Annotated in this window: 25 protein-coding genes; 8 read left to right on the top strand and 17 right to left on the bottom strand. The window is 37.0% G+C overall.

The genetic code is table 11. From position 1 onward, the window contains the following. Positions 1-170: 170 nt before the first annotated feature. The 6 genes from H9655_RS21370 to H9655_RS21345 all read right to left on the bottom strand — a co-directional run bounded on the left by H9655_RS21370 (position 171) and on the right by H9655_RS21345 (position 3267). Complete coding sequence (locus H9655_RS21370; protein WP_191817249.1) at positions 171-350, bottom strand: hypothetical protein; 180 nt, start codon at positions 348-350, stop codon at positions 171-173. A gap of 128 nt (positions 351-478) precedes the next feature. Further along, positions 479-718, bottom strand: coding sequence for a 30S ribosomal protein S18 (gene rpsR, locus H9655_RS21365; RefSeq protein ID WP_095371345.1), 240 nt, complete (start codon positions 716-718; stop codon positions 479-481). Positions 719-762: 44 nt separating this feature from the next. Further along, a complete protein-coding gene (gene ssb / locus H9655_RS21360) occupies positions 763-1275 on the bottom strand; it encodes a single-stranded DNA-binding protein (RefSeq protein WP_191817248.1) in 513 nt (170 codons plus the stop codon). Positions 1276-1313: 38 nt separating this feature from the next. Continuing rightward, on the bottom strand, positions 1314-1601 hold the full coding sequence (gene rpsF, locus H9655_RS21355) for a 30S ribosomal protein S6 (RefSeq protein WP_095371343.1): 288 nt from the start codon (positions 1599-1601) through the stop codon (positions 1314-1316). 224 nt (positions 1602-1825) lie between these two features. Then, complete coding sequence (gene ychF, locus H9655_RS21350; protein WP_191817247.1) at positions 1826-2926, bottom strand: redox-regulated ATPase YchF; 1101 nt, start codon at positions 2924-2926, stop codon at positions 1826-1828. 149 nt (positions 2927-3075) lie between these two features. Next, positions 3076-3267, bottom strand: a complete 192-nt coding sequence (locus H9655_RS21345; RefSeq protein WP_180317033.1) for a DUF951 domain-containing protein — start codon at positions 3265-3267, stop codon at positions 3076-3078. A 206-nt stretch (positions 3268-3473) separates the two neighbouring features. On the opposite strand from H9655_RS21345, the gene yyaC reads away from it, so the two are divergent. Beyond that, positions 3474-4091, top strand: coding sequence for a spore protease YyaC (gene yyaC, locus H9655_RS21340; RefSeq protein WP_191817246.1), 618 nt, complete (start codon positions 3474-3476; stop codon positions 4089-4091). Between the two features lie 349 nt (positions 4092-4440). On the opposite strand, the gene H9655_RS21335 is transcribed toward yyaC, so the two are convergent. From H9655_RS21335 to rpmH, 11 genes are all read right to left on the bottom strand, one after another. Further along, positions 4441-5142, bottom strand: coding sequence for a DUF554 domain-containing protein (locus tag H9655_RS21335; protein ID WP_191817245.1), 702 nt, complete (start codon positions 5140-5142; stop codon positions 4441-4443). A gap of 62 nt (positions 5143-5204) precedes the next feature. Next, entirely contained in the window at positions 5205-6059 is an 855-nt protein-coding gene (locus H9655_RS21330; RefSeq protein WP_191817244.1) for a ParB/RepB/Spo0J family partition protein, read from the bottom strand. After that, positions 6052-6813 (bottom strand): ParA family protein, encoded by a 762-nt coding sequence (locus tag H9655_RS21325; RefSeq protein WP_095371337.1) that lies wholly within the window; start codon positions 6811-6813, stop codon positions 6052-6054. Before H9655_RS21325 ends, H9655_RS21330 begins: the two co-directional genes overlap by 8 nt. Positions 6814-7055: 242 nt before the next feature. Then, positions 7056-7949: a nucleoid occlusion protein gene (gene noc, locus H9655_RS21320; RefSeq protein ID WP_191817243.1), complete on the bottom strand. Its 894-nt coding sequence runs from the start codon at positions 7947-7949 to the stop codon at positions 7056-7058. A gap of 111 nt (positions 7950-8060) precedes the next feature. After that, positions 8061-8780 (bottom strand): 16S rRNA (guanine(527)-N(7))-methyltransferase RsmG, encoded by a 720-nt coding sequence (rsmG, locus tag H9655_RS21315; protein WP_191817242.1) that lies wholly within the window; start codon positions 8778-8780, stop codon positions 8061-8063. 15 nt (positions 8781-8795) lie between these two features. After that, positions 8796-10685, bottom strand: coding sequence for a tRNA uridine-5-carboxymethylaminomethyl(34) synthesis enzyme MnmG (gene mnmG, locus H9655_RS21310; protein ID WP_191817241.1), 1890 nt, complete (start codon positions 10683-10685; stop codon positions 8796-8798). Between the two features lie 45 nt (positions 10686-10730). Next, positions 10731-12116, bottom strand: a complete 1386-nt coding sequence (gene mnmE, locus H9655_RS21305; protein WP_191817240.1) for a tRNA uridine-5-carboxymethylaminomethyl(34) synthesis GTPase MnmE — start codon at positions 12114-12116, stop codon at positions 10731-10733. Between the two features lie 412 nt (positions 12117-12528). Beyond that, positions 12529-13152, bottom strand: a complete 624-nt coding sequence (gene jag, locus H9655_RS21300) for an RNA-binding cell elongation regulator Jag/EloR (protein ID WP_191817239.1) — start codon at positions 13150-13152, stop codon at positions 12529-12531. Further along, positions 13149-13943 (bottom strand): YidC family membrane integrase SpoIIIJ, encoded by a 795-nt coding sequence (gene spoIIIJ, locus H9655_RS21295; RefSeq protein WP_191817238.1) that lies wholly within the window; start codon positions 13941-13943, stop codon positions 13149-13151. Before spoIIIJ ends, jag begins: the two co-directional genes overlap by 4 nt. A 184-nt stretch (positions 13944-14127) precedes the next feature. Beyond that, on the bottom strand, positions 14128-14493 hold the full coding sequence (rnpA, locus tag H9655_RS21290; RefSeq protein WP_191817237.1) for a ribonuclease P protein component: 366 nt from the start codon (positions 14491-14493) through the stop codon (positions 14128-14130). A 148-nt stretch (positions 14494-14641) separates the two neighbouring features. After that, positions 14642-14776 (bottom strand): 50S ribosomal protein L34, encoded by a 135-nt coding sequence (gene rpmH, locus H9655_RS21285; protein WP_016201470.1) that lies wholly within the window; start codon positions 14774-14776, stop codon positions 14642-14644. A 983-nt stretch (positions 14777-15759) separates the two neighbouring features. On the opposite strand from rpmH, the gene dnaA reads away from it, so the two are divergent. The 7 genes from dnaA to gyrA all read left to right on the top strand — a co-directional run bounded on the left by dnaA (position 15760) and on the right by gyrA (position 24829). Further along, positions 15760-17106 carry a chromosomal replication initiator protein DnaA gene (gene dnaA, locus H9655_RS21280; RefSeq protein ID WP_191817236.1) on the top strand — a complete coding sequence of 449 codons (1347 nt, stop codon included), beginning with the start codon at positions 15760-15762 and terminating at the stop codon, positions 17104-17106. A 156-nt stretch (positions 17107-17262) separates the two neighbouring features. After that, positions 17263-18399: a DNA polymerase III subunit beta gene (gene dnaN, locus H9655_RS21275; RefSeq protein WP_191817235.1), complete on the top strand. Its 1137-nt coding sequence runs from the start codon at positions 17263-17265 to the stop codon at positions 18397-18399. A gap of 206 nt (positions 18400-18605) precedes the next feature. Next, the gene (gene yaaA, locus H9655_RS21270) at positions 18606-18824 is read left to right on the top strand and encodes a S4 domain-containing protein YaaA (RefSeq protein WP_095371327.1); all 219 of its coding nucleotides are present in this window, start codon (positions 18606-18608) and stop codon (positions 18822-18824) included. Positions 18825-18838: 14 nt separating this feature from the next. Continuing rightward, the gene (recF, locus tag H9655_RS21265) at positions 18839-19957 is read left to right on the top strand and encodes a DNA replication/repair protein RecF (RefSeq protein WP_191817234.1); all 1119 of its coding nucleotides are present in this window, start codon (positions 18839-18841) and stop codon (positions 19955-19957) included. A 9-nt stretch (positions 19958-19966) separates the two neighbouring features. Next, positions 19967-20206: an extracellular matrix regulator RemB gene (gene remB / locus H9655_RS21260; protein WP_191817233.1), complete on the top strand. Its 240-nt coding sequence runs from the start codon at positions 19967-19969 to the stop codon at positions 20204-20206. A gap of 72 nt (positions 20207-20278) precedes the next feature. After that, positions 20279-22201 carry a DNA topoisomerase (ATP-hydrolyzing) subunit B gene (gyrB, locus tag H9655_RS21255; RefSeq protein ID WP_191817255.1) on the top strand — a complete coding sequence of 641 codons (1923 nt, stop codon included), beginning with the start codon at positions 20279-20281 and terminating at the stop codon, positions 22199-22201. A gap of 102 nt (positions 22202-22303) precedes the next feature. After that, on the top strand, positions 22304-24829 hold the full coding sequence (gyrA, locus tag H9655_RS21250) for a DNA gyrase subunit A (protein ID WP_191817232.1): 2526 nt from the start codon (positions 22304-22306) through the stop codon (positions 24827-24829). Positions 24830-25286: the final 457 nt, after the last annotated feature.

Here is a 25286-nt window from a genome sequence, read left to right as displayed (position 1 = left end):
TCATCAGGTTGATTGCTTTGGGTAAATTATTGACTCGTTTCTGCTTGAATCTAATCAAACTTTTGCACTCAACTATTATTTTGACTCGTTTCAACCACAATCCAATCAAACTTCCTCCCTCGGCTGGTTTTTTGACTCGTTTCACCCACAATCCAATCAAATTTTCATCCTCAGCTGGTTTTTTGACTCGTTTCTCCCTCAATCCAATCAAATTTTTGCACTCGACTGTTTTTTTGACTCATTTCTTTCTCAATCCAATCAAACTTGCAACCTCCAACATGTTTTTGACTCATTTCACCCCGTAATCCAATCAAACTCTCATCCTCGAACTTGTTTTTGACTCGTTTCACCCCACACCCCAATCAAATTTCCAACCTCCACCATATTTTAACTCGTTTCGACTTCACCCATGTATTCAAACTAAACGAAAACAAAAAACACAGTAAGCACGAAGCCTACTGTGTTTTACATTTACTTATTATTCACCTGAAACGAATGGAAGTAAAGCCATTTGGCGAGAACGCTTAATAGCAATCGTTAATTTACGTTGGTATTTAGCGTTTGTGCCTGTTACACGACGAGGTAAAATTTTACCACGTTCAGAGATGAATTTTTTTAGAAGATCTACATCTTTATAATCGATGTGAGTGATTCCGTTTGCAGTAAAATAGCAAACTTTACGACGTTTTGCACGTCCTCCTCTGCGTCCACCAGCCATGTTTTGTCACTCCTTTTCTTATTATTTTTCAAAGCCTTATTGGTTTAGAACGGAAGATCGTCATCGGAAATATCGATTTGACCGTTATTAGCGAATGGATCTTGATCTACACGAGTTTGGCTTTGGTTGCTACGGTTATTATCATATGGTCGTTGATTCTGATTATTGTTGCCACCATAAGAATAATCATCTCTCTGGCCACCATATTGATTCGAGCCACCTTGTGAGCCTGCAGCATTTCTTGGTTCAAGAAACTGTACGCTTTCTGCCTGAACTTCAGTCACATATACACGTTTGCCATCTTGTCCTTCGTAATTACGTGTTTGCAAGCGCCCATCGACACCAGCTAGGCTTCCTTTTTTAAGGAAGTTCGCTACGTTTTCAGCAGGCTTTCTCCAAACAACGCAATTAATGAAATCCGCTTCTCTTTCTCCATTTTGATTCGTAAATGTACGATTCACAGCAAGAGTAAAGGTAGCCACTGCTACTCCATTCGGTGTATAACGTAATTCCGGGTCTTTCGTTAAACGGCCCACTAGAACTACACGATTCATCATCAGAATCAACTCCTTTCGATAAAATGAAGCATTTATTATTATTTCTCGTCTTTAACAACGATGTATCTGATAATATCTTCACTGATTTTTGCAAGACGAGTGAACTCATCAACTGCTTTAGAATCAGCATTAATGTTTACTAATTGGTAGTATCCATCACGGAAATCATTGATTTCGTAAGCTAAACGACGCTTACCCCAGTCTTTTGACTCGTTGATTTCAGCACCGTTATCAGTAAGGATTGCGTCGAAACGCTCAACTACAGATTTCTTTGCCTCATCTTCAATGTTTGGACGGATGATGTACATAACTTCGTACTTTTTCATCACTTTCACCTCCTTTTGGTCTAAACGGCCCGTTTGAGGGCAAGGAGCAATTATTCATTACTCACAAGGTAAAAGTATATCATACGTTTGGCCAATATGCAATTGCCTGACAAGGAAAACCAGGGGAATGAAACATGGATAAAGTTTAATGACGATGACGCTTCTGCCATTCTAAAGAAAAACCCCAATAAATCCTTTGTTACAAGAATTCATTGGGGTTTTTCTTAAACGTTAAATCGGAAGTGCATAACATCTCCGTCTTGAACGATGTATTCTTTACCTTCTAAGCGAACTTTTCCAGCTTCTTTCGCTGCATTCATATTACCAGCAACGACTAGGTCGTTGTAGGAAACTGTTTCGGCACGTATGAAGCCTTTTTCGAAGTCACTATGGATGACGCCGGCACATTGCGGTGCTTTCATTCCTTTACGGAAAGTCCAAGCACGTACTTCTTGTACGCCAGCTGTAAAATAAGTGGCTAAGCCAAGTAAGCTGTACGATGCTTTAATCAATTGATCTAAACCTGATTCTTCAATACCAAGCTCTTCAAGGAACATTTCTTTCTCTTCTCCTTCAAGCTCAGCAATTTCTGATTCGATTTTTGCACAAATGACAATCACTTCTGCATTATCTGCGGATGCGAATTCTTTTACTTTTTGAACGTATTCATTAGTGGAAGGATCAGCTACATCATCTTCACCAACATTTGCTACATAAAGCATTGGCTTAATCGTTAGTAAGTGTAACCCTTTAACCAATTTCATTTGTTCTTCTGTAAATTCTACTGTTCTTGCAGGTTGATCTGCTTCGAAAGCCGCTTTTAATTTTTCAAGGATTTCTAATTCAAAAACAGATTCCTTATCTTTTTGTTTCGCAAGCTTACTCACGCGTACAATGCGTTTTTCAACGGACTCTAAGTCAGCTAAAATCAGTTCCAAATTGATTGTTTCAATATCATCAATGGGATTCACTTTTCCTGATACGTGGGTAATATTATCGTCAGCAAAACAACGAACCACTTGGCAAATCGCGTCTACTTCACGGATATGTGATAGAAACTTATTCCCAAGTCCTTCACCTTTACTTGCCCCTTTAACAATCCCAGCAATATCTGTAAATTCAAAAGCAGTAGGTACCGTTTTCTTTGGTTGAACAAGTTCGGTTAACTTCGCTAATCTTTCATCCGGTACTTCAACAATACCGACATTAGGATCTATCGTACAAAACGGGTAGTTTGCTGATTCAGCACCCGCTTGCGTTATTGCATTAAATAAGGTGGATTTACCAACATTCGGCAAACCGACAATTCCAGCTGTTAATGCCATTTAGGTCACTCCTAATCATTTAATCTATCTAAGAAAAATTATTAATCGATTTTTATACAAGCCTTTAACAATTATAGAGATTTGTATAAAAATAAGCAAGTTCACTAAGCTTTCGCAAAAAAATGGTAAAGACCATCCTTTACCATTGATTACGCCAATACTTTTTTTAGTTTTCTTGTAAATTCTCTTCTGGGAATCATTACACTATGACCGCAACCTTCACATTTAATGCGAATATCAGCGCCCATACGTATAATCTTCCATCGATTTGCTCCACATGGGTGAGCCTTTTTCATCTCAACAATATTATTAAGATCAAATTGTTTTTCTTCCAATTTCATCACCCTTTTCTTCACTTCTATATCCCTATTATACCTTGTCCTACGAATATATTTCCAATAAACATCAGAGGAAAATATATTTCGTGCCCTAATCACGTATAGAATGAGTGAATATTCCGTATACTATTACTACTATTCAATTCAATCGCTAAAAAAGAAAGTAAAGCGCTCTTTTCTATAGAGTGACATTGAAGGAGTGACGCTTGATGAATTTATATCCACGTATATTTGATAAGAAACCTAAATTGACCTCTCGGATTCCACACGATGAACAAAGTGCTACTAATAAACTTGCCCATGAAATCAAGCAGTTTCTCCCGAGTAATATACAAGAAAGACCGTTTGTCCTTATTTGTATCGGTACGGACCGCTCTACCGGTGATTCGCTCGGTCCTTTAGTGGGAACCTTATTACAAGAACGATCCATTCCTAACCTCCATGTATTTGGCACATTGGAAGACCCTATTCATGCTGTGAATTTATCTGAAAAACTGTCATATATTCAAGAACAATTTCCTAATGCTTTTATTATTGGCATAGATGCTTGCTTAGGGCGTGTGAAAAGTGTGGGGATTATCCAAATTGCTGATGGTCCTGTCAAACCAGGTGCTGGAGTAAATAAGGATTTACCTGAAGTTGGTGATATACATATTGCTGGTATCGTCAATGTGAGTGGGTTTATGGAGTTTATGGTATTACAAAATACAAGATTGAGCTTAGTCATGAATATGGCCAAAACCATTGCCAATGGCATCCATGAAGTAACGATGATGGAAAAAGCAAAATTTATCCCTATCGACTGGGGCAAAGAACAGACTTTATAATATTGATAAATAAATCATAGAGCTACCGATACGTGACGATTTTCGTTTTCCAGACGCAAATCGCCGCGTATTTTCTTTGTGCACATTTCTTTTCCTAACAATGCTGGAATCGACAAAAAGAAAAACATATGGAACTTACTTTCGCTTTTCTCTCCGATATGTAAAACGAATGCTGGCCCGATTAGAGTGGGAATGTGATTATTCTAAGAAGATTGAGTATTCTACTGCTTTTGCCTAACAATCCTTCTACGCATTGGGACTCGAATACTTCAATCACCCTTAGTATAGAGACTTGAAACCGAAGAAAAACGAACAATCCATGCCTACTAAGGATCGTTCGTTGCCTAAATTATAAGAAGTAATAGAAAGAAACGACAAGGGCGGTGACAAATATACCAGGTAAGAGATTTGCTACTCTGATTTTCGTTAATCCCATTAAGTTCAAGCCGATGGCAAAAATCATTAAGCCGCCTGTAGCTGTCATTTCTAGAATAAAGCTGTCCATCCATGCTTGGGGAATCCATTTATCAATTTGTGTTGCAAATAATGCGATCAACCCTTGATAAATAAAGACAGGGATGGCTGAGAAAATGACACCGATACCTAAAGTGGTCGTTAAAATTAAAGCCGTGAAACCATCTATAATTGATTTTGTATATAAGACCGAATGATCTCCACGAATTCCACTATCTAATGCACCGATGACACCCATTGCCCCAATAACAAAAATTAATGTGGCTGTGACAAATCCCTGAGAAATGCTACCTTGATGATTGGATCCAATTTTATTTTCTAACAGAATACCGACTTGATTAAGTCTATCTTCTAATTTTAACCATTCTCCAAGCATCGCCCCAAAAACGAGACTAAGAATGACCACTAAGAAGTTTTCACTCTTAAGTCCCATCTGTAAACCTAGTACCATTACCGCCAAGCCAATTGCTTGCATCACTGTATCTTTCATTTTGTCAGGAATACGATTAAGGAACTTACCGACTATTGTACCGAAAATAATTAAAAGTGCATTGACTACCGTACCTAATAAAAACATCAGAGCTACCCAAATATACTTTCTATCTTTTCATGATGTCTATCTAGCAAACGACTAAGCGGCTAGATGGATTCTTTTTGCTGATCTAAAAGATCCAGTATTCGCTCCAAATCGTCGTTAGAAAAGAATTCGATTTCTATTTTCCCTTTCTTTTTTCCTTTTTTAATATGCACGTTTGTGCCAAATCTTTCTCTAAGCGAAGATTCATGTGATTGAATAAATACATCTTTATTTACTTTCTTCTTTGTTTCACGTGGAACTTTTTCGTTTAATTGCCCGATCCATTGTTCTAACTGCCTTACATTTAAAGAGTCTTTTAACACTTTTTCGACAACCGTATCCATAAGAGATTTTTTCTTTAACCCTAACAGTGTCCGGCCGTGACCCATCGTTAATTCCCCATCAGCAATCATCTCTTGTACTTTAGCTGGCAGTGAAAGTAAGCGAATATGATTGGCAATATGCGGACGACTTTTTCCTAATCTCTTAGCCAATTCCTCTTGCGTAATATTCAACTTTTCTATTAATAATTGATAAGCTGCGCCTTCTTCAATTGGTGTTAAATCTTCTCTTTGAAGGTTTTCTAATATAGCTAATTCCATCATTTGTTGTTCCGATAGATCGCGAATAATAACTGGCATCGTCGCCATATTGGCCTCTCTTGCTGCCCGATATCTTCTTTCACCAACAACAATTTCATAGCCTTTAATGCTTTTACGAACAATGATGGGTTGGAGGATTCCGTGTGTAAGAATCGATTGTTTTAGTTCTTCTATGCTCTCTTTTGTGAAGATTTTTCGCGGTTGATACGGATTAGGACGTATTTCCTTAAGTTTGATTTCTACAATTGTCTCTTCACTTTCTTTGTCCACATTCGTAAAGAAGGCATTGAGCCCTTTTCCTAACCCCTTAGCCATTTGTTAACACTTCCTTTGCTAAGTCTAAGTATACTTCTGCTCCGCGAGACTTTGGATCATATGTGATAATTGGCTCGCCATGACTTGGTGCTTCACTTAAGCGTACATTTCTAGGAATCACCGTGCGATACACTTTATCTTGAAAATACTTTTTCACTTCTTCTATGACTTGAATCCCTAAATTCGTTCTTGCATCCAACATTGTTAACAGAACGCCCTCAATACGCAGATCTTGATTTAAATGTTTTTGCACAAGTCTTACTGTATTCAAAAGTTGACTTAATCCTTCAAGCGCATAATATTCACATTGAACAGGAATTAATACGGCATCGGATGCTGTTAATGAATTGAGTGTTAGTAATCCTAGTGATGGAGGACAATCGATAATAATATAATCATAGTTCTCCTTCACGTCTTCTAACGCTCTTTTTAAACGGACTTCTCTTGAGATGGTTGGGACAAGTTCAATCTCCGCTCCTGCTAGTTGAATCGTAGCAGGTATAATATGCAGTTTCTCTACAATTGTTGGTTTGATGGCTTTACTTGCTTCTAAATCGTCCACTAATACATCATAAATACAATAGTCTACTTCCGCTTTCTCAATACCAATACCACTCGTGGCATTTCCTTGTGGGTCTATATCTACAAGCAACACTTTTTTGCCCATAGAAGCCAGACATGCACCTAAGTTCACTGCTGTTGTTGTTTTTCCTACGCCACCCTTTTGGTTAGCTAAAGCAATCGTTTTCCCCACCTGAACTCACCTGCTTTCTTCACATGTTTGTTTTTCTACGTATGTAATCTATTAAAAACCCTATTAAAGACATCATTGTGTTTGTACGTTTGTCACTTTTTCAAAGCACGAATCTATTTTATCATGAACGTGAGGGGAAGAATAATTATTTTAAGAAAAATAAGAAAATCTTCCAGAGGCTATTTTCAGGATAAAAAAAGAGCCATATCTCGCAAAAGGTGATTTGAGATTGGCTTGGTTATTTATTTTTTCTTTTTTGGAATTTTGATGGTTATTTGATAGAATTCATCAAATTCTTCCTCTTGTGAATCTAAGTTTATGCCACTATCAGAGACCATTGAAAGCGATTGGCGAATAGTGTTGACAGCAATACGCATATCTTTACTGAAAGCTTTTCTTCTTGGTTTTGCCTTTGGTTGATCTTTTTCTAAAAGCTTTACCACTCGGTCTTCTGTTTGCTTTACATTGAGATGTTTTTCAACGACTTCAGCTAATAAACTCACTTGCTTCTCGTGGCTTTTTAATGGAATTAATGCCCTTGCATGTCGTTCCGTGATTTCTTTTCTTAAAAGGGACTCTTGTACTTCTTCTGGTAATTTTAACAACCTTAATTTATTGGCTACTGTTGATTGCCCTTTTCCTAGACGTTGTGCCAATGCTTCTTGTGTTAAGTTATGTAACTCTAGTAGCTTTCCGTAAGCAACCGCTTCTTCAATAGGCGAAAGCTCTTCACGCTGCAAATTTTCAATAAGCGCAATTGAGGCCGTTTCTGTATCACTCATATTCTTGACAATGGCGGGAACTTCTTCCCAACCCAATTTATTCATTGCACGCCAGCGACGCTCACCTGCAATAATTTCAAATTGATTGTCACCGTATTCTCTAACGACAATGGGTTGAATAATACCGTGAATATGAATTGTACGAGAAAGCTCTTCTATTTTCTCATCATCAAATATTGTCCGAGGCTGAAAACGGTTAGGAACGATTTGATCAATTGGTATCTTCTTTACCTCTTCTTGGCTTGCTAATGTATCTGCCTCTTCCATTTCCATATCTGCTTGTTCGTCTAGCTTGTCTTCATTTGTTTTTTCCTTTTCGCCTAGGCCAAAAAGGCGTGAGAAAGAATGCTTCATCACCCTGCACCACCTTTACGAAACTCCCTATAACCTATTCTCTACAAAGTAGACAAATCCTGCGATGATCTATCAATTTATAGTGATATTAAAAACCATACACGCTCAATTTCACGATTCAATCGGTGATTTATTAGGCGTTCCCGGCTTTCTTGGATATTTATTAGGGGTAGATTTTTCTTTCTTAATTACTAGAATGTTTCTTTCACTTTCTTCTTCCGGTAATGTGAAAGTGTGTGAATCTATCAGTTTACCACCAAAGGTTGTTATTGCTTTGTTTGCTTTATCTAGTTCTTGTTCAGCCCCTGCACCTTTCATAGCTAAAAAGGTACCACCGACTTTGACTAAGGGCAAGCATAATTCACTCAGTACCGACAATCTTGCTACTGCTCTTGCTGTGACAAGATCAAAGCTTTCGCGGTATTTTTTGTTTTTGCCAAATGTCTCTGCGCGATCATGTACAAACTCGACATGATCTAACCCAAGTTCTTCAGCTAAATGATTTAAAAAACCAATCCGTTTGTTTAAAGAATCTACGATTGTCACTTGGATTTGAGGAAAAGCAATTTTTAAAGGGATACTTGGAAAACCTGCTCCTGCTCCAACGTCACATACCTTTAACGGCTGATTGAAATCGTAATAAAAAGCAGCTGAGATGCTGTCATAAAAATGCTTTAAATATACTTCATCTTTTTCTGTGATGGCCGTTAAATTCATTTTTTCATTCCATTCAACAAGCGTCGAATAGTACAATTCATACTGTTCCATTTGCTGGTCGGAGAGGGAAATTCCCTTCTCCTTAAGCAAATGAACAAATTGTTCTGTATTCATGCGTTCAATCCTCTCTTATTCATTAGCGACTTTCGCAATTCTCCCTTGTTCTAAATAAACGAGTAGAATAGAAATATCTGCTGGGTTTACACCAGAAATACGAGACGCTTGTGCTAAAGATAGAGGACGCACTGATTTCAATTTTTGGCGTGCTTCAGACGCAAGCCCATTGATATCATCATAATCGATTTGATTTGGAATTTTTTTGTTTTCCATTTTTTTCAGTCTGTCTACTTGTTGTAATGATTTTTCAATATAGCCCTCATACTTAATCTGTATTTCTACTTGTTCTTTTACCTCATCATCTAACTCACTCGTTGCTTTAGCAAGTTGTTCAATATGAGCATAAGACATTTCTGGTCTTTTTAATAAATCACTTGCACGTATACCATCTTTTAATTCACTTCCACCTAGGGATTGAATTAAACCTTGAACCTCAGCATTTGGTTTTAAAATAATCTTCTTTAGACGCATTATTTCTTCTTCAATTTGCTGTTTTTTAGACAAGAATTTTTGATAACGTTCTTCACTAATCATACCCACGTTATAACCTATTTCTGTTAAACGCAGATCGGCATTATCATGGCGTAATAATAGACGGTATTCCGCTCTAGAAGTTAACAAACGATAAGGTTCGTTCGTCCCCTTCGTTACTAAATCATCAATGAGTACCCCGATATAGCCATCCGAGCGACTTAAGATTACTTGCTCTCTACCAAGTGAATGAAGCCCTGCATTCATCCCTGCCATTAGACCTTGTCCGGCTGCTTCTTCATAACCGGATGTACCATTTATCTGGCCGGCAGTATAGAGGTTTTTCACTTTTTTCGTTTCCAATGTTGGCCATAATTGCGTCGGGACAATGGAATCATATTCAATTGCATAACCTGCTCTCATCATTTGCACATTCTCTAAACCTGGAATCGTGCGCAAAATGTCTTGTTGTACATCTTCAGGTAAACTGGTTGATAATCCTTGTACATAGACTTCTTGCGTATTTCTTCCTTCTGGCTCAAGGAAAATTTGATGTCTCGGTTTGTCATTAAAACGAACCACCTTATCCTCAATTGACGGGCAATAACGAGGACCTGTCCCTTTGATCATACCAGAATACATCGGAGAACGATGTAGGTTATTGTCGATGAGCGTATGCGTTTTTTCGTTCGTGTATGTTAACCAACAAGGCAGTTGTTCAGTAATATATTTAGTCGTTTCATATGAGAATGCTCTAGGAACATCATCACCTGGTTGTATTTCTGTTTTACTATAATCAATTGAGTGACTATTTACGCGCGGTGGCGTTCCCGTTTTAAAACGAACCATATCAAAACCTAAAGCTTCTAGATGTTCGGATAACTTGATCGATGGTTGTTGGTTATTGGGTCCACTGGAATACTTTAATTCTCCTAAGATAATTTCTCCACGAAGGAATGTACCAGTAGTAATAACAACAGATTTCGCATAGTAAGTAGCGCCTGTTTGTGTAATAATCCCTCTACATTCACCATCTTCAACAATTAAACTTTCAACCATACCTTGTAATAAGGTCAAATTCTCTTGGTTTTCTAATGTTTTTTTCATTTCATGTTGATACGTAAATTTATCTGCTTGTGCTCTTAATGCTCTTACTGCGGGGCCTTTACCTGTATTAAGCATACGCATTTGGATATAGGTCTTATCAATATTTTTCCCCATCTCGCCGCCTAATGCGTCAATTTCCCGAACGACGATTCCTTTTGCCGGTCCACCAATTGAGGGATTACATGGCATAAAGGCAACCATATCAAGATTGATTGTGACCATTAAAGTTTTTGCCCCGATTCGAGCTGAGGCAAGACCTGCTTCAACTCCTGCATGACCGGCACCGATAACAATAACGTCATATGAACCTGCTTCATAAGCCATTTCATTTTACCTCCCTTTTCTTATCTATATATCAACGGTTTTTTCTTATTTTCCAAGACAGAACTGAGAGAATAACTGGTCAATTAAACTATCTTGTACACTATCTCCAATAATCTCCCCTAGAATTTCCCATGTTCTTGTCAAATCTATTTGTACGATGTCGATTGGTGTACCAAGATCAACACCCTCTATTGCATCATTTATTGAATTTAACGCTTGGTGTAAAAGAGCAATATGTCTTGAGTTAGAGACATATGTCATGTCTTCTGCTTCAATAGAGCCAGTAAAGAATAATTCAGAAATCGCCTCTTCAAGCTCGTTAATTCCTTGTTCTTCTAAAAGAGAGGTTGTCACAAGCTTCTGATTAGCTGCGAGTTGTCTCACTTTTTCCATATCAATCTTTTGTTCTAAATCGGTTTTATTCACGATGACAATTACATCCATGCCTTCGACTGCTTTAAACAAATTGATATCTTCATCCGTAAGCTCATCCGAATAGTTCACAACGAGTAAAATAAGATCCGCTTCTTTTAATACTTGTCGTGATCTCTCTACCCCTATTCTTTCGACAATATCTTCTGTTTCGCGAATACCAGCCGTATCTACTAATTTTAACGGTACGCCTCTTACATTCACGTATTCTTCTATTACATCTCTTGTTGTACCTGGGATATCTGTCACGATCGCTTTATTTTCATGGACTAGACTATTTAATAACGAAGATTTACCAACATTCGGGCGTCCAACGATGACCGTTGATAAACCTTCACGTAAAATTTTCCCTTGCTGGGATGTACGTAGCAACTGCTCGATTTCCTTTTGAACGAAGCTTGCCTTCTCTAGTAGTAAATGATGTGTCATTTCCTCAACATCATCATATTCGGGATAGTCAATATTCACTTCCACATGGGCAAGTACTTCAAGAATCTCTTGTCGTAACCTTTTTATTAAATTTGACAATCTGCCTTCCATTTGTCCTAAGGCAACATTCATCGCCTTATCCGTTTTCGCTCGGATTAAATCCATCACTGCTTCCGCTTGCGATAAATCAATGCGACCATTTAAAAAAGCACGCTTTGTAAATTCACCTGGTTCAGCTAAGCGAGCACCATTTGTCAACATCAATTGCAGGACGCGATTGACAGAAACAAGTCCACCGTGACAGTTAATCTCAATCACATCTTCTTTTGTAAATGTCTTTGGACCCTTCATGGCCGAGACCATTACTTCTTCAGCAACTTGGTCTGTCTTCGGATCAATAATATGGCCATAATGAATCGTGTGGGAAGGGACTTCTTTCAAACGTTTATCTCCCACACTTTTAAATAAATGGTCCGCTATATCAAAAGCTTCAGGTCCGCTCAGCCGTACAATTGCAATTGCGCCTTCACCCATAGGAGTTGATATAGCAGCTATTGTATCAAGTTCCAAGCGGCTTCACCTCATTTCATTTTTATCTATAGTTACTTATCTTTAATCTATGAAAAAATTATTTCCCAAAAAAACAGAATATCATATGCAAACAATTATTAAAAGCGAGATCATCATCGTCAAAAATCCCCCAATTAAAGAAAATACCTGTTATCAACAGTATAGACAAATTTTTTTCTTCTAAAAATTATCCACAGAATCCAAGTCGTATTATGCTCTATTTTAACTTATCCACATGTGAATAACAATCATTCAATGCTGAATTCATTATTTTCCTCTTTGACCATTTCTTTGATAAAAACAGCTCCGAATGTTTGCTAACCTCTTTCGTAAGTTCCGAAAATGATTCAGAAGTAAATGGGTTTTTATCCAAAAAAAAAGAGCGTCCGCTTGGACACCCATGTAGTAGGAGTTAATTTTTAACTGGTGAAATCACAATATGTCGATGAGGATCATTGCCATCCGAATACGTTTCTACTTTTTTTACATGAGATAAAGCAGAGTGGATCACTTTTCTCTCATAGGAAGGCATAGGCTCAAGTGATACCTTTTTACCGGTTTTGATTGCCTGGCTTGCCAATCTTTCAGCAAGCTGCACCAACGTATCCATCCTTCTTTGGCGATAATTTTCTGCATCTAATATGATATTAAAATATTGATCAGAATATCTGTTGACGACAAGCTGTGTAAGATACTGCAAAGCGTTTAATGTTTGACCTCGTTTACCTATTAATAAAGCAATTTTATTACCAGATAGAATAAATTCAACATTTTTACCGTCTCTAACAGTTTCAATTTCAACCGGCGCGCCCATTTTCTCACTGACCTCTAATAAAAATTTCTCCGCTTCTGCAATCGGATCCATTTTCATCGTTGCTTTTATCACTGCAGGACGGGATCCGAATATACCAAGGATCCCTTTCCTTCCTTCTTCGAGAATCTCTATTTCTACGCGATCCTCTGTTGTTTGTAATTGAGCTAAAGCCGAATGTACTGCTTCATTGACGGTTTGTCCTGTAGCAGTTATTTCTTTCACTTTTTCGCTCCTCCCGCAGGTTGTGTTTCTTTAGATTTTTTAATATCTGGACCTTTAATGAAATAAGTTTGGACAATCATAAATAAGTTACCAACTACCCAGTACAAGGAAAGTGCTGCTGGGAAATTAATCGCGAAAACAACGATCATGATTGGCATTAACCATAACATCATTTTCATTTGCGTTGCCATCATTTCATTTGCACTAAAGTCTTGTCCAGCCATCATCATCTTCTGTTGAATGAATGTTGTAATACCCGCAACAACTGGCAAGATATAATATGGATCGGCATCTCCAAGGTCAAACCATAAGAAGTTATGATTAGCAATTTCACGCGTTCTTGAAATCGCATGATAGAATCCAATAAGAATCGGCATTTGTACAAACAATGGTAAACAACCCGCCAATGGGTTTACACCATGTTTTTGCATCAATTCCATTGTTTCTTGTTGAAGCTTTTGTTGTGTCTTTTGATCTTTAGAACTATATTTTTCACGAAGCTTTTGCATCTCAGGCTGAACTGCCTGCATTGCTTTAGAACTCTTTGTTTGTTTAATCATCAATGGTAGAATTACTAGACGAATCAGAATTGTTACGACAATAATCGACAAACCATAGCTTCCGCCCATAAGACCTGCAATTTTAATAATTAGCCAAGATAGCGGATAAACGATGTATGAGTTCCAAAAGCCTTCACTCTCGGAAGTAATTGGCTCATTAAATTCCGTACACCCTGCTAAAAGTACGGTGACTAGAATTAGACCAACCAATAAAGGTATTCGCTTTTTCAACCGTTATTTCCTCCTTAATGCCTAGATAATATTGTTACAGTTTTTCTATCATCTCTTCATTTTGCTGAGAATCGAATAAACTGATTTTACTCATGGTATGTATTTTATCATCTTTTCCTCATATGTCATATGAATATGAGATGTCTTTACCAAATTTCATAAAAAAAAGCTCTTTTTAATGACATTATGACTTATTATTTCCATGTTTATGTGTTTTAACAACCCGAGAAAGCTTCAAAACATGCACTAAGCTTTTCTTAATTTCAAAAAAGCTCATTTCAGCAGTCGGCTTTCGTGCAATAATAATATAATCATAATTTGGTTTTAACTCTTGATCCAGCTCATGGAAGGCCTGTCTAATATAACGCTTGATTTGGTTCCTTTTGACAGCGTTACCAAGCTTTTTACTAACAGATAAACCTATTCTAAAATGAGACTGGTCATTTCTTTGTAAAGAATAAACAACAAATTGCCGGTTAGCAAATGACTTACCTTGTTTAAAGGCTTCTTGAAATTCTTTATTCTTCTTTACTCTAAATTCTTTCTTCATGTCATTTACACCTTCTTTTCATACATTGACCGTAACAGCCCATGTATAAATAAGTCTTATATTCTCTATTTGCGCAATCGATCAATCATGCGTTTACTCACTATTTTTTACACTATTACGTGAAAAAAGACCACTGATTTTCAGTGGCCTAAGCAGATAATACTTTTCTTCCTTTACGACGGCGGCGTGCTAGAACGTTACGTCCGTTCGAGCTGCTCATACGGCTGCGGAATCCATGAACTTTACTTCTTTTACGTTTATTTGGTTGATAAGTTCTTTTCATTATATGACACCTCCCTGAGGAATAGCTGTTAAAGACAGTCTTATTAATTATATAGATGCTACCTAAAGATTGTCAACTATCCAACGGATGATTAACCTTTACGCGCAACTTTTTAAAAAAACATCACTGTACTGAATTTTACTTTGTTTCGTCTCTAATGTCACCCTCATTTCAATAGTATTTTTTGGTTATTGGAGAAAACCATTGATGGGAAAGCCTGAATGGCGATGATAGAAGGGATCTTTACTCATACTTTTTTCTGTTTCTATTTAACCTTTTCGCACGTTTTTTGGATTTAGACTTTGGCTTTCTCGGTTTCTGAATCAAACTTCACTTCTCTCTCCATGTTTATTCATTTGCGATTTCCCCCATCAAGCAACCATATTAACCAAATGACCATAATGATCATTCGATAAATCTCATCGAAAGTTAAACTTATGTGTCATTATGTACCCATATTTCTTTTTCCACAGCCACTAGAATTTTTTTCTCATCCGTTCATTGACCATGTTCCCGTTTATAAACGAAGACTGTCTTTCATCCATTTATCCACGTATATAGAATTCAGCATATATTTTTACTTGTGGATACTTTTTTCGACAAATTTATTTTATCCACACTACATATAGACAAGTTTTTCACAAAAACACTACCTGTGGACAAATGTTATAAACAGGTTGTTTCGCTTGTGGATAAACATCGAAAAAACGTTGCACGCTCTTGTTATTTCTGTTATCATATTTGTGTTTTCACACTTAATAACTGAACGGTATATATTTTATTATCCACAGATTGTGGATATCATGTGGACAGGTTATTCAACCCCTTTGTAAAAGGTTGTCCACAGGTGGTGGATATTGTCGAAATGCCGCCTTTTTTCCTTATTATATATTTTTCCACATCTTATTTTATTCATTTTTTCTATATAAAGATTCATGTGGGCGTTTTCTGCCGTTATTTTCAAAGAAAAGGAGGGATCATCATTGGAAAATATATCTGACCTATGGCAACAGGCTTTAGCAAAAATAGAAAAGAAAATTAGTAAACCAAGCTTTGAAACCTGGATGAAATCAACTAAAGCACATACTCTTCAAGGAGACACATTAGTGATCAAAGCACCTAATGAATTTGCTCGAGATTGGCTAGAAGAGCGATATTCTCTCTTAATTTCTGAAACAATAGAAGAAGTGACTGGGGAACAACTCGAAGTTAAATTTATTATTCCGCAAAACCAGGACGAAGAAGAGCTTGAAGCCATCAGTCCGGCCAAAAAGAAGCCTGTCGAAGAGGAATCCCAAGACATTACCTTCAATATGTTGAATACAAAAAATACATTTGATACTTTTGTTATTGGATCTGGGAACCGATTTGCTCATGCTGCTTCACTCGCTGTAGCAGAAGCACCTGCAAAGGCCTATAATCCACTGTTTATTTATGGTGGCGTTGGTTTAGGGAAAACACATTTAATGCATGCAATTGGTCACTATGTATTGGATCATAATCCAAATGCGAAAGTTGTCTATTTATCTTCTGAGAAATTTACCAATGAATTTATTAACTCTATTAGAGATAATAAAACCATTGATTTCCGCAATAAATATAGAAAAGTAGACGTGCTATTAATAGATGATATTCAATTCCTTGCCGGAAAAGAATCAACCCAAGAGGAATTTTTCCATACGTTTAACACATTACATGAAGAATCAAAGCAGATCGTCATCTCGAGTGACCGGCCTCCGAAAGAGATTCCGACACTTGAGGATCGCCTTCGCTCCCGTTTCGAATGGGGACTGATTACAGATATTACGCCACCAGATCTAGAAACAAGAATTGCGATTTTACGTAAAAAGGCAAAAGCTGAAGGGTTAGACATTCCTAATGAAGTCATGTTATACATCGCCAATCAAATTGATTCTAATATTCGTGAATTAGAAGGAGCACTTATTCGTGTTGTTGCCTACTCATCACTTATAAATAAAGATATTAATGCAGATTTAGCAGCAGAAGCATTAAAAGATATTATTCCGAGTTCAAAACCTAAAGTCATAACGATTCATGAGATTCAAAAGGTTGTCGGAGGGTATTATAACGTTAAATTAGAAGATTTCAGTGCGAAAAAACGGACAAAGTCTATTGCTTTTCCTAGGCAAATTGCTATGTACCTATCTAGAGAATTAACCGATTTTTCCCTTCCGAAAATTGGTGAGGAATTCGGAGGTCGAGATCACACAACAGTGATTCATGCCCACGAAAAAATCTCTAAATTACTTCATGCAGACACACAATTTCAACAGCAATTAAAAGAAATTAATGAATTACTTAAAGTATAATTGTGAATAACTACCGAATGATTATGCACAGTCTGTCCACATGTGGATAGGCTGTGTTTCCATTCATTTTTCTAGTTATCCACATACTAACAAGCCCTACTAATACTTCTATTATTTTAAAATAAAAAATATATGTATATACATTGGAGGTTAATCATGCGATTTACGATTCAGAGAGATCGCTTAGTTCAAAGCGTTCAAGATGTTATGAAGGCCGTTACTAGTAGAACAACTATTCCCATTTTAACTGGAATTAAAATTGTTGCATCTGACGAAGGTGTTGCTTTAACAGGTAGTGACTCAGATATTTCTATTGAGTCATTTATTCCTAAAACAGAAGAAGATGAAGTCATCGTTAATATTGAACAACCAGGTTCAATCGTGTTACAAGCAAAATTCTTTAGTGAAATAGTAAAGAAACTACCAACAGACCAAGTTGAAATTCATGTAGAAAATCATTTACAAACTGTTATTACTTCTGGTAAATCACAATTCAACTTAAACGGTATTGACGCGGATGAATATCCTCATTTACCACAAATTGAAGAAGATAATGTTTTCTCTATTCCAACTGACCTTCTAAAAGCCATGGTTAGGCAAACAGTTTTCGCAGTGTCCACCTCAGAAACACGCCCAATCTTGACAGGTGTAAACTGGCAGATTGAAGGAAGCGCTCTATCCTGTATTGCAACAGATAGCCACCGCTTAGCATTGAGAAAAGCGACAATCGAAACAGAATCAGAAGCATCTTACAATGTTGTTATCCCTGGGAAAAGTTTAAATGAACTAAGTAAAATTCTCGATGACCACAACGATACAATTCAAATTGTTATTACAGAGAATCAAGTTTTATTTAAAGCGAAAAATTTATTATTCTTCTCCAGATTACTAGAAGGGAATTACCCAGATACATCACGATTAATTCCAAATGAAAGTAAAACAGATGTTGTTGTTACAACGAAAGCATTTTTACAAGCGATTGATCGTGCCTCTTTACTTGCAAGAGAAGGTAAGAATAATGTCGTTAAACTTTCTACTGTTGACGATGAAGTAATTGAGATCTCTTCTAATTCCCCTGAAATCGGAAAAGTAATTGAGGAGCTTCCGAGCATTTCGAAAGAAGGAGAAGACCTTAAAATTTCGTTCAGTGCGAAATTTATGATGGATGCTTTAAAAACATTAGAGGGTACAGAAATAAAAATTAGCTTTACTGGTGCGATGAGACCATTTATTATTACACCACTTAATGATGATTCAATCTTGCAATTAATTTTGCCAGTTAGGACTTACTAAAACTTTAAGTGGATAGAAATCCGAACAATCATTCATGTACATGAGTGCGTTCGGATTTTTTTATTACGCGTCCAGAATTTTCGCAATAAATGACTTCAATACTTAATAAAAGATTTACTTTGTGTATCACTCAATAATTTAGTAAAATAAACTACTAGATACTAAAAAATAGAGAAGTACGATGTCAAATAACTAGAAAGAGTGCAATGATGAACAAAATACAAATTGAAACGGAATATATCACTTTAGGGCAGTTTCTCAAAGTAGCTGATTTAATTCAGTCAGGGGGAATGGCGAAATGGTTTTTAGGTGAATATGTTGTATTTGTTAATGGAGAACAAGATCAGCGTCGTGGAAGAAAGTTAAGAGCAGGCGATGTAATCGAAATACCTGATCATGGCACATTTACAATTTCGAACAATTAAGGATGTAACCGCCTATGTATATAAAGCAATTACAAATAAAGGATTATCGCAATTACAATGAACTGTCGGTACAGTTTGATAACAAGGTTAATGTCATTCTAGGTGAGAATGCACAAGGTAAGACAAACGTGATGGAATCTATTTATGTTTTAGCCATGGCGAAGTCTCATCGCACCTCAAATGATAAAGATCTTATTCGTTGGGATCAGGAGTATGCTAAAATAGAAGGTAGAGTAGTAAATAAGCATGGTTCTCTACCCATGCAGCTTGTGATATCTAAAAAGGGTAAAAAAGCAAAGTGTAACCATATTGAACAACAAAAGCTTAGCCAATATGTCGGTAATATGAATGTTGTGATGTTCGCGCCTGAAGATCTCCATTTAGTAAAAGGGAGCCCTCAAGTAAGGCGTCGTTTTATTGATATGGAAATTGGACAAGTATCCGCCGTTTATCTTCATGACATTAATCAGTTTCAGAAAATACTCCAACAACGAAATCATTATTTAAAGTTGCTACAATCACGTAAACAGACTGATCAGGCTATGCTTGATATTTTAACTGAACAATTTATTGAGATGGCTGTTAAAATTATCGCTAAGAGATTCGAGTTCATCTATTTGCTAGAAAAGTGGGCAATGCCAATCCATGAAGGTATTTCTAGGGGACTTGAAACATTAAAAATTCAGTATAAGCCTTCTGTTGATGTATCAGAAGAACAAGATTTGTCGAAAATGAAAAATATATACCTAGAAAAGTATGAAAAAACAAAAACAAGAGAAATCGAAAGAGGCGTTACATTGTTCGGTCCGCACAGAGATGATTTGTTATTTCAAGTGAATGGGCGCGATGTGCAAACCTTTGGTTCTCAAGGTCAACAAAGAACGACAGCATTATCAGTGAAACTTGCTGAGATCGAACTGATTCACGCTGAAATTGGAGAATATCCTATTCTTTTATTAGATGATGTACTATCTGAATTAGACGATTATCGGCAATCACATTTGCTTAATACGATACAAGGGAAAGTACAAACATTTGTAACGACCACTAGCGTCGATGGAATAGATCATCAGACTTTAAAAGAAGCAGCTGCGTATGAAGTGAAGGCGGGCAGCCTTAAAAAAATTCAATGAGGTGAGGCCTTGTATATTCATATTGGCGAGGATGTATTAATACGTGCAAAAGATTTGGTTGCCATTATTGATAAAGAAAGTGTCGGCTCTTCTATAAATGCAGAAGAGTTTTTGCAGCGTGATGACACTTCTTATACTAATTTGGCAAAAGGTGTGTACAAATCAGTTGTGATTACGACCGATCATATATATTACTCTCCTCTTGCTTCGTCTACTTTAAAAAAGAGGACGAGGAAATTGATTGTTTAATGTCGATGATGAGGCTAATAGAGTAAAAAAGAATGATATGCAAAATGGAAAGTGTAGGTGATCGATGTGTCAATGGATCAGGAAGCAATGGGTCAACAATCCTATGATGAGAACCAGATACAAGTATTAGAAGGTCTTGAAGCAGTTAGAAAACGTCCAGGTATGTATATCGGATCAACGAGTGGAAAAGGATTACATCATTTAGTATGGGAAATTGTCGATAATAGTATTGATGAGGCACTTGCTGGATATTGTGATGAAATTAATATAAGTATTCTCGAGGATAATAGTATTAAAGTCGTTGATAATGGACGTGGGATTCCTGTTGGGATACAAGAAAAAATGGGAAGACCAGCTGTAGAAGTTATTATGACTGTTTTACATGCCGGAGGAAAATTTGGTGGCGGAGGCTACAAAGTTTCTGGTGGTCTTCATGGTGTTGGTGCCTCTGTTGTTAATGCTCTTTCTACTCAGTTAGAAGTCTTTGTTCATCGGGACGGGCAAATCTACTATCAAAAATATGAACGTGGTGTACCGAGCGCAGACTTAAAAGTAATCGGTGAATCAGAAGTGACTGGCACAACCACGATTTTTAAACCAGATGGTGAGATTTTCACAGAAACATTAGAATATGATTTTGATACATTAGCTACGAGGGTCCGCGAATTAGCGTTTTTAAATAAAGGGTTAAAGCTTACTCTTTCAGATGAACGTGAAGAGAAAAAGACAAAAGAATTCCACTATGAAGGTGGGATTAGGTCTTACGTAGAGCATTTAAATAAAAATAAAGAAGTACTTCATGAAGAGCCGATTTATATTGAAGGCGAAAAAGATGGGATCACTGTTGAAATATCAATGCAGTACAACGATAGCTATACAAGTAATATCTATTCTTTCGCCAACAATATTCATACGTATGAAGGCGGAACACATGAATCCGGATTTAAAACAGCGCTGACGAGAGTAATTAATGATTACGCTCGTAAGAATGGTGTGTTTAAAGATAATGATGCCAACCTTACAGGGGAAGACGTTAGGGAAGGTTTAACAGCGATTGTTTCAATTAAACATCCTGATCCTCAGTTTGAAGGACAAACGAAGACGAAATTAGGGAATTCAGAAGCAAGAGCGGCAACAGATACGGCTTTTTCGGAAGCCTTTGAAAAATTCTTGTTAGAAAACCCGTCTGTTGCAAGAAAAATTGTCGATAAAGGTATGATGGCTTCAAGAGCTCGGGCAGCGGCTAAAAAGGCGAGAGAACTAACAAGAAGAAAGAGTGCGTTAGAGGTTTCTAGTCTTCCAGGTAAGCTTGCTGATTGTTCTTCGAAAGATGCGTCTATTTCGGAACTATATATTGTTGAGGGTGATTCAGCGGGTGGTTCAGCTAAGCAAGGACGAGACAGACATTTCCAAGCAATTCTACCGCTTCGAGGGAAAATCTTAAACGTAGAAAAAGCACGTTTAGATCGAATACTTTCTAATAATGAAGTACGAGCAATGATTACTGCGTCTGGTACAGGAATCGGTGAAGATTTTGATATTACGAAAGCAAGATATCATAAAATCGTTATTATGACAGATGCCGATGTAGATGGGGCGCATATTCGAACGCTATTACTAACATTCTTTTATCGTTATATGAGACAAATCTTAGATGCGGGCTATATATATATTGCGCAGCCACCTTTGTATAAAGTTCAACAAGGGAAGAAGATCTCATATGCTTATAACGATCGCCAATTAGATGAGATTATGAAAGAGCTTCCGGCTACGCCGAAACCAAATGTCCAACGTTACAAAGGTTTAGGTGAGATGAACCCAGATCAATTATGGGAAACGACTATGAATCCGGAAACGCGAACGCTCTTACAAGTCAGCTTAGAAGATGCGATTGAAGCAGATGAAACGTTTGAAATCCTTATGGGAGATAAAGTAGAACCACGCCGAAACTTTATCGAAGAAAATGCGCAGTATGTGAAGAATTTAGATATTTAATGAAAGTCAGGATAGAGTTGGTTCTATCCTGCTTTTACATAGATATTGTCAATAAAATGTAGCCTAAGCAATAAGCTTTGTGCGATAGGGAGGTACCTATAGATGGCTGACACGCCTAAGTCCCAAATTAAAGAAATTAATATAAGTGAGGAAATGAGAACGTCATTCTTGGATTATGCAATGAGTGTTATCGTTTCCCGAGCCCTACCCGATGTACGTGACGGGCTAAAGCCTGTGCACAGAAGAATATTATATGCAATGCATGATCTTGGTATGCACTCAGATAAACCGTATAAAAAGTCTGCCCGTATTGTTGGGGATGTTATCGGTAAATACCACCCACATGGTGATTCAGCCGTATATGAAACAATGGTAAGAATGGCACAAGACTTTAACTATAGATATATGCTTGTTGATGGACACGGTAACTTTGGATCAATTGATGGCGACTCGGCTGCTGCCATGCGTTATACAGAGGCCCGTATGTCCAAAATATCAATGGAATTATTAAGAGATATTAATAAAGATACCATCGATTATCAAGATAACTATGATGGAGAGGAAAAGGAACCGGTCGTCCTTCCTGCTCGTTTCCCTAATCTACTTGTAAATGGTACTTCTGGTATTGCTGTAGGAATGGCTACAAATATCCCTCCTCATCAATTAGGCGAAGTCATTGATGGTGTACTTGCATTAAGTGAAAATCCGGAAATTACAATTCCAGAGTTAATGGAAATCATCCCCGGACCAGACTTCCCAACAGCAGGACTTATATTAGGCCGTAGTGGAATTCGGAAGGCTTATGAAACAGGTAGAGGCTCTATTACACTTAGAGCAAAGGTTGAAATTGAACAAAAATCAAATGGGAAAGAAGTTATCATTGTTAATGAAATCCCATACCAAGTGAATAAAGCAAGATTGATTGAAAAAATTGCTGACCTAGTACGTGATAAGAAGATTGATGGCATTACAGATTTACGTGACGAATCTGACAGAGATGGTTTACGAATTGTTATTGAAGTCCGTAAAGATGCCAACGCAAATGTGCTGTTAAATAATTTATATAAACATACAGCATTACAGACAAGCTTCGGTATTAATTTACTTGCTTTAGTGGATGGACAACCAAAAGTATTGAATTTAAAGCAATGCTTAGAATATTACCTAGCCCATCAAGTTGTTGTTATAAGAAGAAGAACAGAATTCGAATTGCGGAAAGCGGAAGCAAGAGCGCATATTTTAGAAGGTTTACGAATTGCATTAGATCATTTAGATGAAGTCATTAAATTAATTAGAGGGTCAAGAACAACGGATATTGCCAAAGAAGGCTTAATGACACAATTTGAACTTTCTGAGAAGCAAGCGCAAGCGATTTTGGATATGCGTCTACAACGTTTAACTGGTTTAGAACGTGAAAAAATAGAAGAAGAATATGCTAGCCTCATTCAATTAATTGCAGAATTAAAAGCAATTTTAGCAAGTGATGAAAAAGTGTTAGACATTATTCGCGAAGAACTGACAGAACTAAAAGACCGTTTTAATGATGAACGCCGTACAGAAATTGTTTCTGGTGGTCTTGAGCATTTAGAAGATGAAGATTTAATTCCTCAAGAGAACATTGTTATTACACTTACACATAAAGGTTATATTAAGCGATTACCAGTATCTACTTATCGTGCCCAAAAACGAGGTGGAAAAGGGATACAAGGAATGGGAACAAATGAGGATGATTTTGTTGAACACCTATTAACTACCTCAACGCATGATCATCTCCTCTTCTTTACGAATAAAGGAAAAGTGTATCAAGCTAAAGGATATGAAATTCCTGAATTTAGTAGAACAGCGAAGGGGATTCCTATCATTAACTTGTTAGGGATTGAAAAGGACGAATGGATTAATGCTGTCATCCCAATAGAGGATTTTGTGGATGATTGGTTCTTGTTTTTCACAACAAAACGAGGCATCTCTAAACGTTCACCATTATCTTCATTTGCTCATATCCGTACAAACGGCTTGATTGCTTTAGGCTTAAAAGAAGAAGATGAATTAATCTCTGTACGTTTAACAAATGGAGAAAAAGAAATCATTATCGGTACGAAGAATGGTCTCCTTATTCGTTTCCCTGAAGATGCGGTCCGTTCAATGGGACGTACAGCAACTGGAGTAAAAGGGATCACTCTAAGTGCAGAAGATGAAGTAGTTGGAATGGAAGTCCTAGAAGAAGGAGACAACATTCTAGTAGTTACGAAAAAAGGTTACGGTAAACAAACTCCAGTTGATGATTATCGTATTCAGGGTCGTGGCGGTAAAGGAATTAAAACGGCCAATATTACAGAAAAAACGGGTGATCTCGTTACGATGAAGGCTGTACGTGGTGAGGAAGACATTATGTTGATCACTACAGGCGGTGTCATCATCCGTATGGGAGTAGAAGATATTTCAACTATGGGAAGAAACACGCAAGGTGTAAGACTTATTCGAATCGATGAAAGTGTGAATGAATTCGTCTCAACTGTTGCAAAAGTTGAAAAGGAAGAAGAAAAAGATGGAGAAGAGCGAGCAAAGCCACTGGAAACTGCAGAGGAATTGCCTGAAGCTTCTATCGACAATGAAGAGGAAAGAGACTAAACCAATTGTTTAAGTCAAAGGAATGCCGGACTACAATTCAAATGCTAAAGTTTGAATTGAGTTCGGCTTTTTTATTAGAATGAGATAATTTTGAAGTCTCCCTAAAGTATTGCTACGTACTTATTAATAAGGGATTTTAGAGTGTGAGCGGCTGTATTCTTTGGTTGAAATCCTCGAAATATTATTTTATGAAAATAATTTATGAATAAGGCTTGCAAATTGTGGTTACTGCTGATATACTTATTCAAGTCAGCAAGAGGAAGACATGAAGAATTGATTGACATCAAAAAAAAGATGTTGACTCAGATGACACGATATGTTATATTAATAAAGTCGCTTCTAAGCGATTGAGATTGTTCTTTGAAAACTGAACGAACATAAAACGTCAAGCGTAATTCTAAAAAAAGCTGATTTATCAGCAACAAAGCACCATAGGTGCAAACGAGCTAATCAAACA

Source organism: Cytobacillus stercorigallinarum (assembly GCF_014836495.1).
In the GTDB taxonomy this organism is placed as follows: domain Bacteria; phylum Bacillota; class Bacilli; order Bacillales; family Cytobacillaceae; genus Cytobacillus; species Cytobacillus stercorigallinarum.
Note: the sequence above shows the minus strand (reverse complement) of the source record. Positions and strands in the feature narration are given on the sequence as shown.

Excerpts from the sequence above, each read along its gene's own strand:
- yyaC (WP_191817246.1), top strand. The coding sequence starts at position 3,474 with ATGAATTTATATCCACGTATATTTGATAAGAAACCTAAATTGACCTCT.
- rpsR (WP_095371345.1), bottom strand. The coding sequence starts at position 718 with ATGGCTGGTGGACGCAGAGGAGGACGTGCAAAACGTCGTAAAGTTTGC.
- yaaA (WP_095371327.1), top strand. The coding sequence starts at position 18,606 with ATGATGAACAAAATACAAATTGAAACGGAATATATCACTTTAGGGCAG.
- rpsF (WP_095371343.1), bottom strand. The coding sequence starts at position 1,601 with ATGAAAAAGTACGAAGTTATGTACATCATCCGTCCAAACATTGAAGAT.
- dnaN (WP_191817235.1), top strand. The coding sequence starts at position 17,263 with ATGCGATTTACGATTCAGAGAGATCGCTTAGTTCAAAGCGTTCAAGAT.
- ssb (WP_191817248.1), bottom strand. The coding sequence starts at position 1,275 with ATGATGAATCGTGTAGTTCTAGTGGGCCGTTTAACGAAAGACCCGGAA.
- gyrB (WP_191817255.1), top strand. The coding sequence starts at position 20,279 with ATGGATCAGGAAGCAATGGGTCAACAATCCTATGATGAGAACCAGATA.
- gyrA (WP_191817232.1), top strand. The coding sequence starts at position 22,304 with ATGGCTGACACGCCTAAGTCCCAAATTAAAGAAATTAATATAAGTGAG.
- H9655_RS21330 (WP_191817244.1), bottom strand. The coding sequence starts at position 6,059 with ATGGCTAAGGGGTTAGGAAAAGGGCTCAATGCCTTCTTTACGAATGTG.
- rsmG (WP_191817242.1), bottom strand. The coding sequence starts at position 8,780 with ATGAATACAGAACAATTTGTTCATTTGCTTAAGGAGAAGGGAATTTCC.
- recF (WP_191817234.1), top strand. The coding sequence starts at position 18,839 with ATGTATATAAAGCAATTACAAATAAAGGATTATCGCAATTACAATGAA.
- ychF (WP_191817247.1), bottom strand. The coding sequence starts at position 2,926 with ATGGCATTAACAGCTGGAATTGTCGGTTTGCCGAATGTTGGTAAATCC.
- noc (WP_191817243.1), bottom strand. The coding sequence starts at position 7,949 with ATGAAGCATTCTTTCTCACGCCTTTTTGGCCTAGGCGAAAAGGAAAAA.
- H9655_RS21345 (WP_180317033.1), bottom strand. The coding sequence starts at position 3,267 with ATGAAATTGGAAGAAAAACAATTTGATCTTAATAATATTGTTGAGATG.
- rnpA (WP_191817237.1), bottom strand. The coding sequence starts at position 14,493 with ATGAAGAAAGAATTTAGAGTAAAGAAGAATAAAGAATTTCAAGAAGCC.
- mnmG (WP_191817241.1), bottom strand. The coding sequence starts at position 10,685 with ATGGCTTATGAAGCAGGTTCATATGACGTTATTGTTATCGGTGCCGGT.
- rpmH (WP_016201470.1), bottom strand. The coding sequence starts at position 14,776 with ATGAAAAGAACTTATCAACCAAATAAACGTAAAAGAAGTAAAGTTCAT.
- H9655_RS21335 (WP_191817245.1), bottom strand. The coding sequence starts at position 5,142 with ATGTTTTTATTAGGTACGGTAGTCAATGCACTTTTAATTATTTTCGGT.